The organism is Deltaproteobacteria bacterium (genome assembly GCA_019308995.1).
Lineage (GTDB): Bacteria > Desulfobacterota > Desulfarculia > Adiutricales > JAFDHD01 > JAFDHD01.
In genome coordinates, this window is sequence record JAFDHD010000068.1 from 1 (window position 1) to 16,851 (window position 16,851).

At 52.4% G+C, this 16,851-nt stretch carries 15 protein-coding genes; 13 read left to right on the forward strand and 2 right to left on the reverse strand.

Translation table 11 applies throughout. From position 1 onward, the window contains the following. On the forward strand, positions 1-837 hold an 837-nt coding region (locus JRI95_11385), incomplete at its 5' end, for a M20/M25/M40 family metallo-hydrolase (GenBank protein ID MBW2062147.1). Between the two features lie 32 nt (positions 838-869). On the opposite strand, the gene JRI95_11390 is transcribed toward JRI95_11385, so the two are convergent. Further along, complete coding sequence (locus JRI95_11390; protein MBW2062148.1) at positions 870-2,183, reverse strand: MFS transporter; 1,314 nt, start codon at positions 2,181-2,183, stop codon at positions 870-872. Positions 2,184-2,248: 65 nt separating this feature from the next. Continuing rightward, complete coding sequence (locus JRI95_11395) at positions 2,249-3,040, reverse strand: enoyl-CoA hydratase/isomerase family protein (GenBank protein MBW2062149.1); 792 nt, start codon at positions 3,038-3,040, stop codon at positions 2,249-2,251. A gap of 371 nt (positions 3,041-3,411) precedes the next feature. Here JRI95_11395 and JRI95_11400 point away from each other — a divergent pair, with 371 nt between their 5' ends. The 12 genes from JRI95_11400 to JRI95_11455 form a co-directional block, all read left to right on the forward strand. Beyond that, positions 3,412-4,995, forward strand: a complete 1,584-nt coding sequence (locus tag JRI95_11400) for an AMP-binding protein (GenBank protein MBW2062150.1) — start codon at positions 3,412-3,414, stop codon at positions 4,993-4,995. 135 nt (positions 4,996-5,130) lie between these two features. Then, on the forward strand, positions 5,131-5,508 hold the full coding sequence (locus JRI95_11405; protein ID MBW2062151.1) for an EthD domain-containing protein: 378 nt from the start codon (positions 5,131-5,133) through the stop codon (positions 5,506-5,508). Positions 5,509-5,575: 67 nt separating this feature from the next. Next, a complete protein-coding gene (locus JRI95_11410) occupies positions 5,576-6,805 on the forward strand; it encodes an acyl-CoA/acyl-ACP dehydrogenase (GenBank protein MBW2062152.1) in 1,230 nt (409 codons plus the stop codon). 193 nt (positions 6,806-6,998) lie between these two features. Next, positions 6,999-8,216 carry an acyl-CoA/acyl-ACP dehydrogenase gene (locus JRI95_11415; GenBank protein ID MBW2062153.1) on the forward strand — a complete coding sequence of 406 codons (1,218 nt, stop codon included), beginning with the start codon at positions 6,999-7,001 and terminating at the stop codon, positions 8,214-8,216. 173 nt (positions 8,217-8,389) lie between these two features. Beyond that, the gene (locus JRI95_11420; GenBank protein ID MBW2062154.1) at positions 8,390-9,229 is read left to right on the forward strand and encodes an enoyl-CoA hydratase/isomerase family protein; all 840 of its coding nucleotides are present in this window, start codon (positions 8,390-8,392) and stop codon (positions 9,227-9,229) included. An 87-nt stretch (positions 9,230-9,316) separates the two neighbouring features. Further along, a complete protein-coding gene (locus tag JRI95_11425) occupies positions 9,317-10,048 on the forward strand; it encodes a 4-hydroxy-tetrahydrodipicolinate reductase (GenBank protein MBW2062155.1) in 732 nt (243 codons plus the stop codon). Between the two features lie 396 nt (positions 10,049-10,444). Next, positions 10,445-11,380, forward strand: coding sequence for an ABC transporter ATP-binding protein (locus tag JRI95_11430; protein MBW2062156.1), 936 nt, complete (start codon positions 10,445-10,447; stop codon positions 11,378-11,380). Position 11,381: 1 nt separating this feature from the next. After that, entirely contained in the window at positions 11,382-12,095 is a 714-nt protein-coding gene (locus JRI95_11435; GenBank protein ID MBW2062157.1) for an ABC transporter permease subunit, read from the forward strand. Next, on the forward strand, positions 12,096-13,739 hold the full coding sequence (locus JRI95_11440; protein ID MBW2062158.1) for a GldG family protein: 1,644 nt from the start codon (positions 12,096-12,098) through the stop codon (positions 13,737-13,739). A 12-nt stretch (positions 13,740-13,751) separates the two neighbouring features. Then, on the forward strand, positions 13,752-14,309 hold the full coding sequence (locus JRI95_11445) for a DUF4340 domain-containing protein (protein ID MBW2062159.1): 558 nt from the start codon (positions 13,752-13,754) through the stop codon (positions 14,307-14,309). Positions 14,310-14,421: 112 nt separating this feature from the next. Continuing rightward, positions 14,422-15,615, forward strand: a complete 1,194-nt coding sequence (locus tag JRI95_11450) for a peptidylprolyl isomerase (GenBank protein MBW2062160.1) — start codon at positions 14,422-14,424, stop codon at positions 15,613-15,615. Between the two features lie 301 nt (positions 15,616-15,916). After that, positions 15,917-16,851, forward strand: a 935-nt coding sequence (locus JRI95_11455) for an ABC transporter permease (protein ID MBW2062161.1), incomplete at its 3' end; no start/stop codon positions are given.

Below are 16,851 nucleotides of genomic sequence, written 5' to 3' on the forward strand. Positions count from 1 at the left end.
AGGTTTGGAGCTGCATGGCTGGCCGAAAATCAGGCCGATAAATGCAGGGCCGAATACCTGCTCAACGAGGGCGGTAGCGGCTGGACGGCCGGCGGCCTGTCGGGATTCTTTTGCGGTGTCGGAGAGAAAGGTCCTCTATGGTTGCGTCTCTGGGCAGAAGGGCCTCCCGGTCATGGGTCCATACCGCTGCATGACAACGCCTGCGTTCGCCTGGTAAAGGCCCTCGATCGTATTACTGAACATAAACAGCCTCTTCAGATCGTCAGCGAGATGCAGGCTTTCCTGGCAAAGGCTGGTATCGGCCGTGATGCCACCCCGGAGGAACTGGCCAAGCATAGCATGATGACCTTAGGGCCCATAGCAGCTATGTTTCACAATACCATAAGCTTAACCGGACTCAAGGCCGGACAAAAGGAAAATGTTATCCCCTCCAAGGCAGAGGCCACTCTCGACTGCCGCCTCCTTCCCGGGGTGGATCAGGCAAGCTTCATGACGGAATTGAAACGGATTATAGGGGATGAAAAAATTCAGATTGAGGTTATCGAGGGTTTCGAGGCCTCGAGTTCACCGCCTGACACTGAAATGTACCAGGCCATTGAGCTGGCGCTGGCTGAAAATTATCCGGGCATAACGGTCCTGCCCACTATTTCGACCGGGTTTACCGACTCCCGTTGTTTCAGAAAACTGGGGTGTCATTGCTACGGCCTCTCCCCGATCATGGTGGACCGTGAAATCCTCTCCACCGCCCATGGACATGACGAACGCATCCCCTTAGATGGCCTGGACAAGGGAATCAAGGTCATCTTCGAAATGATCCAGCGGCTCAACAGCGATTAAGCCTTTAACCTAGATTAAGCCTTTAACATAGATCAAGCGCGCTGTGGTTTGGCGACAGATATCATCATGGCAATCAGAAAGGCGAGGATATATGAGATCAGGAAGACGATGAAAATATGTTGATAGGCTTTGAGTGGATAGCCGCCAGAGGCCAGAAGACCGACCCTGTCCAGCAAATAACCGGTGAAAGGCTGATAAAGGGCCGTAGCCAGAAAAGCGGATGGATTCATGAGCCCGACAGCGGTGCCTGTGAGCCAGGGGGGAAATAATTCTTTGGTGATGGTCATATAAAGGGGGAGACCGCCTCCCCCGCAAAAGCCCATGATCAGGAAGAGCGGGATAATAAGTCCTAAGGAGGCTTTAGCCCCAAAGATTATGAAAATGATCCAGCAGGAAATAGTCAACCCCAAGGTAGTCAAAAGAACCGGCTTGCGGCTGAGGCCAAGTTTATCGGTCAGGAATCCAAAAACCGGGGCGCCAATGGTAAAGCCAAGGGGAATCAGCATAAGGACGCTGCCGGCCTTCACCCGGCTTAATTCATGAATGTCTATGAGATATGGCACGGCCCATAAGCCCTGAAAACTCAAACCCGCGCCGCCGCCGAAAAAGCAGGAAATCGTGATCATCCAGAAACTGGGCTTCCTTAAAACTATTGCCAGACGTTTGAGGGTCCTAATATTGTCAGGGGCGGCCGCGGCTGCCTGCTCCTCAACGGCCGCGTCCTTTACCGGAGCCCAGCCTTTATCCTCCGGTTTGTCCCGGACAATGATCCAGCAAATCAGAGCCAGAAAAAGAGATAGCACGCCCACAGCCATAAAGGACATACGCCAGCCCAGAAAAAGCACCAAATAGGTCAGAGGCAAGGCCGCGGAAAGATTTCCGAGGTTGCCTATGGCCAGGAAGACTCCGGTCAGGCTCGCGAACTCATTGGCCTTGTACCATCTTGAAAAAAGCTTGAGTGTCGGGATAAAAATCCCGCCCACCCCAGCGCCGATGAGGGCCCGCCCCAGCGTGGCAGTGACCTCATTGGCCGCCGTTGCAAACACCAATCCTCCCAGACAGGCCGTCGCCGTGAAGATGGTGATGACGCGCCTCGGTCCAATGGTATCAGACAGAACCCCCACCGGCGGTTGGACCGCGGAGTACACAAAAAAATAGGCCGAGGCGATCACGCCCAGGGACACGGCGTCGGCATCGAAAGCTTGAGCTAGATCGCGGGCAATGATCGTTGGGGCAATGCGATGCAAACAGGCCAGAAAATAAATCGCCCCAACTATGGCAAACAGGACCCAGCGGTATTTTGAAGGGTCGTCAAAAAAACTGCCCGGATGACTTGTTTCTTGCAATATCCTGGTTCCTGGTGAGAGCTCTTTCTAAGTCTGGCAGAAAAATAAAATAGTTCAGTTCGTAATTATTCGACCTTCTTTTGAAGCGCCCTGAAATCAGGCTCACGCTTCTCCCGGAAAGCCAGAACGGCCTCACGGTGTTCGGCCGTGCTTAAACACTTTACCAGGGCCTCGCCTTCTCTCTTTATGACCTTCCTGATGTCTCCCTCGATGGCGTTGGTTAAAATGAGCCTTTTCGCCTCCCTGACGGCCCCAGGCGGGTTTCCCGCATAGCTTTCAGCCAACTGGAGCGCCTCGGGCATGAGTTCGTCTGGCGCAATCACCTTCAAGACTAACCCGATTCTCAAAGCCTCCTCGGCTTTGATGGTGCGGCCGGAAAGCGCAAGATCGGTCGCAGCCTGTAAGCCCACGATCTGAGGGAGGAGAAACGTGCTGGCCAGTTCCGGGACAAGGCCGAGTTTGACAAAACGTATCGAGAAGGAAGCCGTGGTCGAGGCGATGCGAACATCGCAGACCAGGGTTCGTGTCAGACCGGCCCCGATGGCGCTGCCATTGATGGCGCAAACGATGGGCTTGGAAGTAAACGCCTGCTCCACCCAATTTTTTCGAGGCCGTGGTATCTCTTCTGGCGAGGGCCCCTTTCTCTCAAATCGTGAAATGTCGGCTCCGGCGCAGAAAGCCTTCCCAGCGCCGGTAAGCACTATCGCGCCGACTTCCGGGTCTTGATTAGCTGCCTCGACGGCCTCATATATCTCGTAACTCATCTGATTGCTGATTGCGTTCCGGCGCTCCGGCCGGTTAAGGGTAACCACAGCTACATTACCCTTACGGGTGACCATTATTGTCTCATACTTCATGATAAATTTCTTCCTCCTGTATGAAGGCGCACGCCATTTTGAATCTATTAAATGAGTCTGAGAAGATCTATAAGGTAAAAAGATGACAGCTCAATTTTGTGTGAGCTACTGTAAGATAAAAAGGGCTGCATGTCAAAAGTCGGCGCTGGGTGGAGTAATGAAACGGGAGATTTTTTCTTTTATTTCTTGAAAATTCGATGTAAAATCCGTTTGGCTTTTAAAATGAATCCTCATTTTTTTTCGGCAGGTGGGAGCTTCTGCTTAAATCACGCGCTGCTGTACCTCATGGTTTGGCGGCTGGCAGAATACGATATGAATTTTCTTGGGGATATAAACTGATTTGATTGCCTCAATAAAAAAGGAGGGTGGAAATGTCAGAATTAACCTTTTTGTCAGACCTTTATGAATTACGTGCTCAAGAGAAAGGCGACAAGCCTTATATCTTTTATGAGGACTATACCGTTAGTTTTGCCGAGTTTTATCAGGGAACATGCCGGGCGGCCAACGGGCTGGCTGCCCAGGGTGCGAGCCCTGGAGATGGGATCGCCCTGATGATGGGTAACTGCCCGGAGTATTTATTTGTGATAAATGGAACACCTCGAGGCGGCTTTTACAGCGTGCCGATTAATACGGCCATGAAAGGGGAAAGCCTCAAGTACGTGCTGACCGACTCGGATGTCAAGTACCTGCTCGTGGACGATACCTTTTATCCCAGGATCGAAGAACTCGGAAGCCCCTTGGGAGCGATCCAAAAGATCTTTGTGCGCCGCACCACGGATGCGCCTCTCCCTTCCGGCACTATAGAGTTGGAGGCTCTTTTAGACGCTTCACCGGAAAAGCCTTCCCACACCCAGAAGATGGGCGACATGACCATCATCATATATACTTCTGGAACTACTGGCATGCCCAAGGGGGTGGTCACCCGCGGCGTTCCCGGCAGCCCTCAAAGGGTACAGCTGCTCGCCTCGATATGGGCCAGGCCTGATGACATCCTTTACACCTGCCTTCCTCTCTTTCATGGTAATGCTTTGAATCTGACTGCGGCTCCAGCCATGGGCGCGGGGGTGCCTTTTGGCCTGGAAAAAAAATTTTCCGCCTCAAAGTTCTGGGAGCCTATCCGGCGCTGGGGCGTGACAACATTCAACGCGCTCGGGGCCATGATCCCCATTCTGATGAAGCAGCCTGAGAAGCCGGACGACGCCGACAATCCGGTGCGGCTTGTCTTTTCCGCCGCCTGCCCGGCCAACCTCTGGGTGGCCTTTGAAAAGCGGTTTAATGTTGAGATTTATGAAGGCTACGCCGCGGTTGACGGCGGCGGGGTGTTCATCATGAACCGCGGCGACGCGCCGGTGGGTTCAGTAGGCAAGTTCCCCCCTGTGGTCGAATGGAAACTGGTGGATGATGATGGAAACGAGGTGCCACAGGGAGAGGTTGGCGAACTCATCAATAAGGTGCCCGAGGATCGCAAAGGACGAGTTGTTGAGTACTACAAGAATCCCGAAGCCTCTGAGGAAAAGGTTAAAGGCGGATGGATCCGTTCCGGAGACCTCTTTTATGCCGACCAGGAAGGCAACCTCTTCTTTGTGGACCGTAAAACCGATTCCATGCGCCGCCGCGGCGAGAACATCTCCTCCTGGGAGGTGGAGAACGTGGTGGAAAAGCACCCGCATGTGGCCGAATCCGCAGCCTTTGGGGTTCCTTCCGAGCTGGGCGAGGACGAGGTTATGATTCACGTCGTGCCCAAAGCCGGCGCCAAGCTCGACCTGAAAAACCTTATTAATTTCTGCGTCGAAAATATGCCTTACTTCATGGTCCCCCGCTATATTGATGTCACGGATGAGGTTCCCCGGACTCAGACCCACAGGGTCCTGAAGGGTGACATGAAAAAGCGCGGCGTTACCGAGCGTACCTGGGATCGGGAAAAGGAGATGCCTGACCTTAAGTTGAAAAGGTAGATCCAATCCTTTCCCTGTCTTCCATTCAGTCGTCTGTCAAAGGCTGACTGAGGCTGCAAACCAGGCGGTTGAAAAGAACAGTCATTCCACAATTAAACTCAAGCGTGCCTTTGCACGCTGATCAGGAAGGTTCTGATGGTCAAATTAGTCTTTTGCCTTCGGCGGTTACCCCATCTGACAAGCGAAGAATTTCAACAATACTGGCTCGAGCGCCACGGCCCGCTCGTGCGTAAACACGCCAGGGCCATGCGCCTCAAGCGTTACATTCAGGTCCATACCTTTTCGGATAATCCGGTCAACGACCAGTTGCGTTCTGGGCGCGGTGGGCCGGAAGCTTATGATGGCGTGGCTGAGCTCTGGTGGGAGAGTTTTGAAGACCTGGCCGCGGCTTACTCCACGCCTGAAGCTCAGAAGGCGGCCGAGGAGCTACTTGAGGATGAACGGCGTTTTATTGATCTTGAAAAGTCTCCTCTCTGGTATGCCCAGGAGCATGTCATTGTGATGGAGAATTGATGTAGCGCGGCCGCGGAAATTCCATTACAGCATTCTTCAATCACTTTAATGAAAAAGGAATAAAACTATGGCTATGCGTGATTTGGATTTTAATCTTACCGACGAGCAAAAGGCTATGCGTGATATGGTCAGGAAATTCGGGGCTGAGGTCATGCGTCCGGCCGGTATTGAGCTGGATAAGATGAGCGATCCAGCGGATGTGATCGCTAAGGACTCAGTTTTGTGGGACATCTATAAAAAGTATCGTGAACTGGGTTTCCACAAAAGAGGCATATCCAAGGCGTGCGGCGGCATGCTGGGGGATATGGATGCCATGTCATTCATCTTGGTGGCAGAAGAAATGGGCTACTGGGACTCTGGTTTGGCGATCAGTTTTGGTGTGGACAGCATGCCTTTTGCCTTGGCGGCCATGTCCCCTGACCCTGAACTGCAAGGCTGGGCGCGGGCGTATGTGGAGGACACGGAGTGCAAGATGGTCGGATGCTGGGCCATCACTGAGCCGGATCATGGTACGGACTGGCTTTTACGGAGTGAGGCTACCAATTGCCCGGAGTGCAAACCTAATGTGAAGGCCGTTTTAAAGGGGGATGAATACATCCTTCAAGGCCAGAAGTCGGCCTGGGTGAGTAACGGCACCATGGCCACTCATACCAATCTCCATGTCAGTCTGGATCCCGCCAAAGGGATGGCTGGCACGGGACTGGCCGTCGTTCGCCTGGACCTCCCGGGCATCACAAAAGGCAAACCTCTGGATAAGATAGGACAGCGCTCTTTGAACCAGGGAGAGATATACTTTGATGACGTCAGAATACCCAAGAACTGGATGATCGTACCAAACCCGGCTCTGATCGAAGGGGCCGGTGAGATGGGCCTGGCTCGTGTTAATGGAGGCATGGGCATCGTTTTTGCCGGACTGGCCAGGGCCGCTTTTGATGAAGCCTTAAAATACGCCAGAGAACGGATTCAGGGCGGGGTGCCTATCTTCGAGCATCAGAACATCAAACTCAAGCTCTTTAAGATGTACAAGATGGTCGAGGCGGCGTGCGCCTTATCCCGCCGCATGGGGCTCTATAACGCTGCAAACCCGTTATCTCCTTCGGCCCCGCCGGCCGTGGCTTCCAAGGTGTTATCCACGGAGACCGCCTTTGAAGTGGCGAGTGAAGCCATTCAGATATTGGGGGGAAATGGCCTGAGTAAAGAATACCCTGTTGAAAAAATGTTCCGGGACGCCCGGGCGGCCATGATCGAGGATGGAGTCAACGAGTCCCTGTCCCTAGCCGCCACGCAATTTATGTAAGCGGGCGCCTGTTTCAAGAAAAATTCAGGCATTAAACAGCAAGACCTGGAGGGAGTTACAGGGCTGGGTCATGAAGCGGCCTTGGGGTTCCTTTTAGCAAGATATTATCAGGTCATGACGAGGCTAAATTCGGCCCTTGGCCGCGGATATTCTACAATTGAAGCCTAATACTGGTGCATGAAGGAGTGAAAAAATGGCATATCGAGACATTGACATGAATCTTACTGATGAAGAAAAGGCATTACGCGACACGGTCCGAAAGTTCGGCGCTGAGGTCATACGGCCGGCTGGCATTGAACTGGATGCGCTCCATGATCCAGCCGATATGGTTGCCAGCGGCTCAGTCCTGTGGGACGTATTTAAACAGTATCGTGAATTGGGTCTCCACAAGAGAGGTATGCCAAAGGCCTTTGGCGGCATGGCCGAGGACGTGAGTCCCATGTCACAAATTCTGGCTGGAGAAGAAATGGGTTATGCCGATGCCGGCCTGGCCATCAGTTTTGGCGCGTGTGGCATGCCGTTTGCCATGGCGGCCTTTTCTCCGGACCCGGAGGTGCAGAACTGGGCCCGGGAGTACTGTGAAGATACAGAAGGCAAAATAATCGGATGCTGGGCCATTACCGAACCGGACCACGGGGGTGACTGGTCGCTCGGAGGCGACAATCCAAAATGCGCCCCTTCGGTCAGGGCGGTCAAGAAAGGAGACGAGTACATTGTCAACGGCCAGAAGGCCGCCTGGGTCAGTAACGGCACCATCGCGACCCATGCCGTCTTCCATATGGCCCTGGATCCGTCCAAAGGGATGGAGGGGACCGGACTGGCCCTCATTCCCCTGGATTTGCCAGGCATTTCTCGCGGCAAACCTTTGAACAAGATAGGACAGCGGGCCCTGAATCAGGGGGAGATCTTTTTTGAGGAGGTCAAGATACAAAAAAAATATTTCCTTATCGAGGATCCGGCCATCATGACCGGGATGGGCGAAACCATCCTGGCCGGGGCAAACGGCGGCATGAGCATCGCCTTTGCCGGATTGGCCAAGGCGGCCTATGATGAGGCGTATAATTACGCCAAGGAACGGATTCAGGGCAGTGTGCCCATCTTCGAGCATCAGAACATCAAGCTAAAACTCTTCAAAATGTTCACCATGGTCGAGGCCGCGCGCGCTGCAGCCCGCCGTCAGGCTCTTTACAACGCCGTTAATATGCCTCCGTCAGGCGCCCATGCCGTGGCGGCCAAGTGTCTATCCACTGAGACGGCCTTCCAGGTGGCCAGTGAGGCCATTCAGATTTTTGGCGGAAACGGCCTCTCCAAGGAGTATTGTATCGAGAAGATCTTCCGGGACGCCCGGGCGTCCATGATAGAGGATGGGGTGAATGAAACCCTGTCGCTGGCCGCAGTGGAATACCTGTAATCTGAGTGAGGTATAAAAGGCAGGCAAAAGGATAAATATTTTCGTCTGAAATATTTCAATCGTACTTGAAGGAGGCCGCGCGCCCCGGCTTCATTCGAGTGGATGAGGAGCAATCGTCTTCGGTTCCGGCTAAAAATATGTCTTTAAATAATTAATTAGAGAAGGGGAGTGCCATGGGTTACGAAGATTATAACTGCCTGAAGGTTCGCGCCGAACGCGGTGTGGCCTTTGTGACGATTGACAACCCGCCGATTAATATTTTGACTATTGAGCTGGCGGGTGAACTGAGTCGTCTGGCCGATGAGATTGCAGCGGATGATGACGTTCGGGTCGTGGTTTTTGACAGTGCCGATCCGGATTTTTTTATCGCCCATTTTGACGTGAGTCTGCTGGTGGAACTGCCAGATGAACCACCGCCCAAGTCTCATGAGCTTCACGACTTGAACAAGGTCTATGAAGCATTTCGGACCATGCCCAAAGTGACCATTGCCAAGATTGAAGGGTGTGCGCGCGGCGGCGGGAGCGAGTTCCTGTTGGCCCTTGACATGCGGTTCGGGGCGATCGGCAAGGCGCGGCTGAATCAAATCGAAGTAGGACTGGGCATTCTCCCCGGCGGAGGCGGCACCCAGCGGCTCCCCCGCCTCATTGGTCAGGCCCGGACCATGGAGGTAGTTCTTGGCTGCAATGATATTTCGGCTGAGCTGGCCGAACGTTACGGTTATATCAACCGCGCCCTTCCCCCTGACCTCTTGACATCCTTTGTCGAGGACCTGGCCTACCGGATCGCCTCCTTTCCGGCCAGGACCATTGGCTTGGCTAAAAAAGCGGTGCAGGCTGCCGCTGAATTGCCTCTTCTTAAGGGCCTGCTTGAAGAAACGTACCTGTTCAATCAATCAGTGGCCCTGCCCACTTCCAAGAAGCTGATGGCTGAGTTCCTTGAACAGGGCGGTCAGACTCGGGAAGGGGAACTGGACATGGAAAATCTGTTGACCAGGCTGGCCAGAGGCAGCTGATTTATGTTTTATTAGACGGGAAACCTTTTAAGGGGCGGTTGAAGGTTTTTATAATAATACCATCTTAAAAAAGGGGGGGCAGTCACTATGATTAAGGTTGTGGTCAATGGCTCACAGGGGCGGATGGGCCGTGAGGTGGTCCAAGCCGTGGAAAGCGATCCCGATCTTAAGCTGGTCGGTCAGACCGACCTCGGGGACGACCTGGAAGAAGTCATTCAGGAAACAGAGGCCGAAGTGGTCGTTGATTTTACTGTGCCTGCGGTCCGCGTGGATAATTTTAAAAAGATCATCAATAACGGGGCGCGTGCGGTGGTTGGAACGACAGGGTTTACCGAGGCGGAAATCGAAGAACTTTCAAAACTATGCCAGGGGAAAAAGATTGGGGCCGTCATCGCCCCGAACTTCGCCATCGGTGCGGTTTTACTTATGAAATTTGCGGCTGAGGCAGCCAAATACCTCGGTGACGCAGAGATCATTGAATTACATCATGATAAAAAGCAAGATTATCCCTCTGGCACCGCGGTCAAGACCGCCCAGTTGATGCTTAAGGAGCGGGAGAAATTTAATCAGGGGGTCAGCGACAAGGTGGTTAACCTGGAGGGGGCAAGAGGGGCCGAAACCGGGGGCCTTCGGATCCATTCTGTTCGTCTGCCCGGGCTGGTGGCTCACCAGGAAGTTATTTTTGGAGCCCTGGGCCAGACCTTGAGCATCAGACATGATTCCATGAGCCGGGAGTCGTTCATGCCAGGGGTGATCATGGCTGTAAAGAAGGTCATGGAAAGCAGTGAATTGATATACGGGCTGGAACATATCCTTTGAATCTCTTGGAAGCGAGGAGGCTGGGCGTTGGTCTAGCCGGTCTCTTTTTATTGCCTTCTTTCATTTGTAATAAATTTGCCACTTGACACCTAATGCAGCTTCGCATAATATCACCACATTTGATTAAAGAAATGCCAAGGCTGGATGGAATTGGAAAGGGAGGAACCAGCTGAGGTTTAGTCGGATAAATCTTTTTATACGGATGAATTATTGTGTATGCTCGATGATGTTATAGGATACAGATTTATAAGCGTGCGCCTCACTTTTTAATTAAAGATACAAACAGATATCATCCGTAAAAAAAATATTCAATTTACCGAAAAAACGGCATTTTATTGAGCGACTGAGGACCGTTTTTATAGTATGATTTACCTTTCAGCAGGTTGGTGAGTCTAGGTGATTGAAGCCGAAAATTTGACTAAGTATTACGGTACTTTCCTGGCTATCGAGGATGTCAGCTTCGAGGTGGGCCAGGGAGAGATTGTGGGTTTTTTAGGGCCCAATGGCGCAGGGAAGACGACGACTATGCGTATCCTCGCCGGGTTCATCCCGCCCAGCTCTGGCACGGCGCGGGTGGCTGGATATAACATCCATACTCAGTCCCTCAAAGCCCGCCAACGCATTGGTTACCTTCCCGAGACCGTTCCTTTATACAAGGACATGACGGTTAAGTCCTTCCTCCGCTTTTACGGGACAATCAGGGGCATGGACAAGCGCCGCCGGGAGGCCCGGGTGAAAGAGGTTATGGATATCTGCCGCATTGACGGTTATGCCCGAACCCCTATCAGTAAGCTTTCAAAAGGCTTTCGGCAGCTGGTCTGCGTGGCTCAGGCTATTTTGCATGAGCCCGAGGTTTTGATCCTGGATGAGCCTACCATCGGCATTGACCCCAGGCAGGTCGTCCAGATCAGGCAGCTTATCAAAGATTTGGGCCAGGAACACACCGTCATTCTCAGCACCCATATCCTGGCTGAAGTGAGCATGATTTGTGAAAGAATCATGATCATGGATCATGGCAAGATTGTGGCCGTTGACAGTGCCGAAAGACTCTCCGAGCGGCTTAAAGGAACTCAGAAAATCGAAATAGAAGTTAAGGGCCCGGCTGAAGCAATTGCGGCGCGTCTGCGCTCTGTACAAGGCGTTTTCAAGGTCACCGTGGGAGGTTCTGGCGATCAGAGGCTGTTTGAGGTGGAGTGTTCCCCGGGTCAAGACATTCGGGAAGAACTGGCTTCAGCCGTGGTTGAATCCGGCTTTAGCCTTCTGGAATTGAAATCTTATGAGATGAGCGTTGAGGATATTTTCCTCAAGCTGACCGACAGGCAAGAGAGTTAATTTGGTACGCAACACATTGGCCATCGCGGGCAAGGAACTCAGAACCTATTTTGGGTCTCCACCGGCTTACATCATTACCGCGGTCTTCCTGGTCATCGCCGGGTACGGTTTTGGCTGGACTTCGGCGACATACCTGGAAACGACCATTCAGGGATTTTTAGGATGGGGCAGCTTCTTCCTCCTCTTCCTCGGACCGGCGCTGACCATGCGCCTCTTTGCCGAAGAAGAAAAGCTGGGAACGCTTGAACTTCTCTTGACTGCTCCGGTCAGGGACCTCGAGGTTGTGCTGGGCAAGTATCTGGCCAGCCTGGGCATGCTGACGGTGATGCTGGTGTTTACCCTTTACTACCCGCTGGTGCTGGCCTGGTTTGGCGATCCGGACTGGGGACCGATCATCAGCGGATACGTTGGCATCTTCCTGCTTGGGGCCATCTTTTTAGCCATCGGGCTTTTTGCCTCTTCCCTGACGTCAAATCAAATTGTGGCTTACGTCGTGGGCAGCGCGGCGGTGCTGGTGCTTTGGTTTATCGGCCATGCGGCCGCGGTCGCGGGAGATAAGGTCGGTGCGGTCCTCGGCTACATTTCTGTCTCCAGCTACTTTCCTGCGTTTGGCCGGGGCGTGATTGACACCAACGCCATAGTCTACTACGTGAGCATCATCGCGGTTTTTATCTTCCTGACCATAAGATCACTTGAAACGAGGAGATGGAGATAAGTGGACCGGGTTCGTTCTTTCCTGATTGCTGTTAGAAATCTGGCCGTCATTCTGGGCGCGATCAGCGTTTTCGCTGCCGCTTTAGTGCGCTTCTTTCTCCCAGAGCTTTCGGACTCCGCTTTAGGGCTTCTTATCATGGGCGGGGTTCTTCTTTTAATTTGCGTCCTGGGATCCTTGAACGAAATCAAAATCTTTATACTCAGCAAACAGGGCCGGTACAGCGTGAACACGGTGGTTATGATTGGGGTCTTTGTTGCTATCCTCGTCCTGGCCAACTTTTTTGGCTTGACCAATCATCGTCGCTTTGATGTTACAGCTTCCAGCAAGTTTACATTAGCCCCGCAAACCCAAAGAGTTATCAGGGACTTGAAACAGCCGGTCAAGGCCATTGGCTTCTTCCCGGAAGTAACCCACTACCGGGCCGAAAAGGAGGCGGCTAAGAATCTGCTCGAGGAATACAGGTATTTCAACCGTAAGTTCAGTTTCAAATTCATTGATCCTGACGCCGAACCTGGAGCAGCGAAACAGTACCGCGTGAAACACAACGGGTCCATTGTCTTTACGAGCGGGGAACGCCAGAAGATTGTGCGTCTGGCCAGTGAACGGACCTTTACCGGCGCGCTGTTGGAGGTTACGGGCATTAAGGCGAAGAAGGTATATTTTTTAAGCGGTCACGGCGAGCGGGATGTCAACAATCTGCGAGAGGACGGTTACGGCCGTGCCCGGATCGGCTTAATCAGGGACCTTTACCAGGTCGAGACCCTTAACCTGACTTTGACGCCGGAAGTTCCCGCGGACTGTGCCGTGCTGGTTATCGCCGGACCGAAAAATGCCCTGCCATCGGCTGAAACCGGGGCTATCCTCAAGTTTTTAAAAGAAAACGGAAAGGTTCTCTTACTCGTCGATCCGAATCCACCTGTGGAAGTGAATGAGATCCTGGCCGCCTGGGGAATTAAGATCGGCCAGGGCCATATAGTTGATAAAGCCGCTTATGTAAGGCCAGATAAAACAACGCCAGCGGTTTTCCGGGACAGGTACCCGCCGATTATCGTCACCGCCGGCCTGGATACAACTTATTTTCCTGAAGCCGTTCCGGTGACCCTGACCAGTGAATTGAAAAGAGTTCTAAACAGCATGAAAAAGGAGGGAAAAGCTGAAGAAGAGAAGGCAAAATGGCCGTTAGCTCCTGCGCAATATGGCAACCTGATCGTCCTCCCGGCCATTCTGACAACGGAATCAAGCTGGCTTGAGACAAATGTGAAGGACCAAAGGTACGATAAAGATGTGGATACTAAAGGTCCCTTGGCTTTAGGAACGCTTCTCATAGCCTCCTCTCCTTTGAGCGAGGAAGCCCCGGAAAAGGTAAGGGAGGAAGAAAAGCTGACCCGGATCGTTATCATTGGCGATTCCGACTTCGCCTCGAATCAGCACATACAAAACGGCGGTAATGGCGACCTTTTTCTGAACTCGGTCAACTGGCTGGCAGAGGAGGAGCACCTTATCTCTATCAGGCCCAAACCTTACACCTTCAGAAGGCTGGTCATCAGCGAAGACGCCTCGCGATTCATTCGTTTTTCCAGCATCGGGCTTCTCCCTCTGGCTTTAATTATCCTTGGCGGAATTATCTGGTTCAGAAAAAGATAAAGGCACTTTGCGGTGAGCTTTAAAAACACAGTCCTCCTCGCGGTCATCCTGGCCATATTTGCGGGTTACATGTTCTACGAACATTACATGAAACCCGGAGAGAAGATCGAAGAGCCCCCTGAGATATGGTCGGTTGAAGAAGAGTCAATTGAAAAGATTGACATGCGCTTGCCAGGTGAGAACAAGAGCGTCTCGTTCATTATCGGCTCAGATGAATACTGGGACTTTAATGAGCCCGACAGGCCGGCGGTGGATTTGAAACGCTGGGGCGGCATCGTCCTGCTGCTTACCGGCCCGCAATCAAGAAGACTTGTTGCCCAGAAGATGGGGAATCCTGATGACTTTGGCCTGATCAAGCCGCGGCTGATCATTACTTTGGGCATTCGGGATAAAGACGGCCTGGAAATACATGTCGGGAGCCCGACACCGAACGGGGATGCTTTTTATGTCAGGGTCAAAGGGTCTGAGCAGCTTTATATGGTTGACCAGACATGGATGCAGGTCATGAAACGACTGGTGACAGAACCGCCCCGGGAGATTCTCAGACCGGTGACGCCGCCGAGCGGGTAACTGCTTAACTATATTTGGGAAAAGGATTTTTCGTTTGACTGAACCAAGGAATCATTCACCGAATCATTCACCGGATAGCTCCTCTGAACGTCCGAAACTTAGGCGCAGCGCCATGGCCATTATAGTGGCTGTGGTGGTCGTGATCGGGGCCGTTATCATAGGCTATCCTTACTATCAAGCCTATCTTGCCCCGTGGAATGAACCTGTGCTTACCGTCCGGGACACCGTCTTCGACATGCGCTACTATATGAAGCTTCTTCGCCTGCACATGACCGGATCGGAGAAAGACAAGTTCGCAATAACCATGCGCGTTATCGAGAAGATTCAAGAGTCGGCTTTAATCGAGCAGGAGGCTGTAAAACTGAAGATCGGTGTGTCCAATGAGGAGGTCGCTCGTGAGATCAGGCGGCGCGTGCTTGAATCCAGTAAAGGGGAGGGTGAATACGAAGATCTTTACGAAAATCTTCTCAGGGGACTCCGACTCTCGGAAAAAGACTATACCCAGTTGGTTAAACAGGACCTGTTCAAGGCCAAGCTGCTCAATAGTTTTGAAAAAGGACTTCCAGATAAAGTTGAGCATGTGCACGTCTTTGCCATCGTGACAGGCCGGGCCGAAAAGGCCGAGGAGCTGAGAAAGAGGCTAGGTCAGGGAGAGGATTTTAACAAGCTGGCCAGGGAGGAGTCCATAGATTTAAGCTCCAGCAAGAAAGGCGGCGACCTTGGCTGGATCCCTAAAGGGGTGGATGAAAGAACCGCCACCGCTCAGGTGCTTCTCCAGGGAATCTTGACCAAAACCAAGGCAGACGCCGAGAATGTCAGGGCCAGGCTCGCGGCCGGGGAAGATTTTTCCGAGCTGGCCAGGAAGGTCTCCATGGACGATGCGACCAGGTCCCAAGGCGGCTACCTGGGCTGGGTTTCGACAGACTTCCAGAGAGGAGGCAAACAATACGGGGCCGAGTCTTATGAGCTTGAGCCAGGGAGCTTAAGTGAGCCGATTGATACAGGCGAGGGGTTCTGGGTCACAAAACTGCTTGAAAAGGTGCCAGAAGGCAAGGTTATTGACGATTACGCTTTTGGCCTTGAAACAGGCCAGGTCACTCCACCTTTGTTTACCAGGGGAGGTTATTATCTGATTGAGGTTGCAGGGAGAGAAAATCGAAATCTCGTCAAGGAGCATAAAAAAATTTTAGCGCATAAGGCGCTCAAGAACTGGCTGAGAGAGAGTGCTACCAAAGGCAGTGAGGAGGGTTGGATAAAATGGAACTGGGGGTCTGAGCCCCTGAACTGGGCCCTCGATCATCTCTAGTATCTTAGGTTTGTTTTGATCGCCCCGTTGCGGCCTTGATCAACGCTGACCAGCCTTTTACCTTGACACCAAAAATTCCGCATGCTAATGACTGAGAGTCCTGAGAAAGATTTATGTCCTTTATCTTACTTAATATATTAAGAAAAAGGATATCAAGCAAGACGTAAAACTGACCTCCTGGCATGATGGGTTGATTACTCAAGCGAATCTTAACGGGTTAGCATAGAAACATAGAACACACTGGCCTTTGATTGGATATTAATTAAATATTGGCGGCACCTGGGAGAAATAACAATTGGGCATGAGGGAATACATAATTAGAAGGCTCATTTACTCCTTCATTATCTTGGCCCTGGTTACGGTTCTTATTTTTGCCATGGTGAGGCTACTGCCTGGAGACCCCATTCGCGCGGCCATGCAGCAGAATGTGGACCTGACAGATGAAAGCATAGTCCAGGAAGTGCGAGCCAGGTACGGGCTGGATAAACCGGTTCACATTCAGTTTGTGATATGGCTTAGAGATTTCTTCAAGGGCGACTGGGGAACCTCCCTTTCCAGCGGTGAGCCGGTGCTGGCCATGTTCTGGCGCAGGCTGCCTGTTACGCTTGAACTCTTTGTCGGCGCCACTTTTTGGGCCTGGCTGATTGGGATCCCGCTGGGCATATTCAGCGCCTTGAACCGAAATTCATATTTAGACGCTTCATTTACCGGTATCGCCATTGTCGGTATTTCAATCCCGGTCTTCTGGGAGGCCATCCTTCTTATCTATGCCTTGGCCGTGATCATAAGGATATTTCCACCTTCCGGATATGTGCCCTTTTTCACCGACCCGTGGCAGAACCTCATGTGCGTGGCCATGCCCACTTTTGTTATGGGCACTCAGTCAGCCGGCGCGTTTTCTCGATATATTCGTTCGAGCCTTCTGGAGGTTTTAGGACAGGACTTTATCCGCACGGCCCGGGCCAAGGGGCTTCGTGAACGAATGGTCATTTACAAACATGCCACCAAGCCGGCCATGATACCGGTGGTCACCGTTGTCGGTCTTTCCTGGGGCCATCTCATAGCCGGCTCGTTTATCGTGGAATTCATGTTCGCCATCCCCGGACTGGGCCGCATGGGTGTTGACGCTGTATTTGCCAGGGATTTCCCGGTCTTACAGGCCACGCTGATCCTTGTCGTCTTAAACGTGCTGCTGGCAAATCTGGTGGTTGATATCATCTACGGATATCTCGACCC

What these genes read in the sequence shown, in the direction of transcription:
- JRI95_11420 (MBW2062154.1), top strand. Translation starts at nt 8,390, where the DNA reads ATGGGTTACGAAGATTATAACTGCCTGAAGGTTCGCGCCGAACGCGGT.
- JRI95_11450 (MBW2062160.1), top strand. Translation starts at nt 14,422, where the DNA reads ATGGCCATTATAGTGGCTGTGGTGGTCGTGATCGGGGCCGTTATCATA.
- JRI95_11410 (MBW2062152.1), top strand. Translation starts at nt 5,576, where the DNA reads ATGGCTATGCGTGATTTGGATTTTAATCTTACCGACGAGCAAAAGGCT.
- JRI95_11400 (MBW2062150.1), top strand. Translation starts at nt 3,412, where the DNA reads ATGTCAGAATTAACCTTTTTGTCAGACCTTTATGAATTACGTGCTCAA.
- JRI95_11395 (MBW2062149.1), bottom strand. Translation starts at nt 3,040, where the DNA reads ATGAAGTATGAGACAATAATGGTCACCCGTAAGGGTAATGTAGCTGTG.
- JRI95_11425 (MBW2062155.1), top strand. Translation starts at nt 9,317, where the DNA reads ATGATTAAGGTTGTGGTCAATGGCTCACAGGGGCGGATGGGCCGTGAG.
- JRI95_11405 (MBW2062151.1), top strand. Translation starts at nt 5,131, where the DNA reads ATGGTCAAATTAGTCTTTTGCCTTCGGCGGTTACCCCATCTGACAAGC.
- JRI95_11415 (MBW2062153.1), top strand. Translation starts at nt 6,999, where the DNA reads ATGGCATATCGAGACATTGACATGAATCTTACTGATGAAGAAAAGGCA.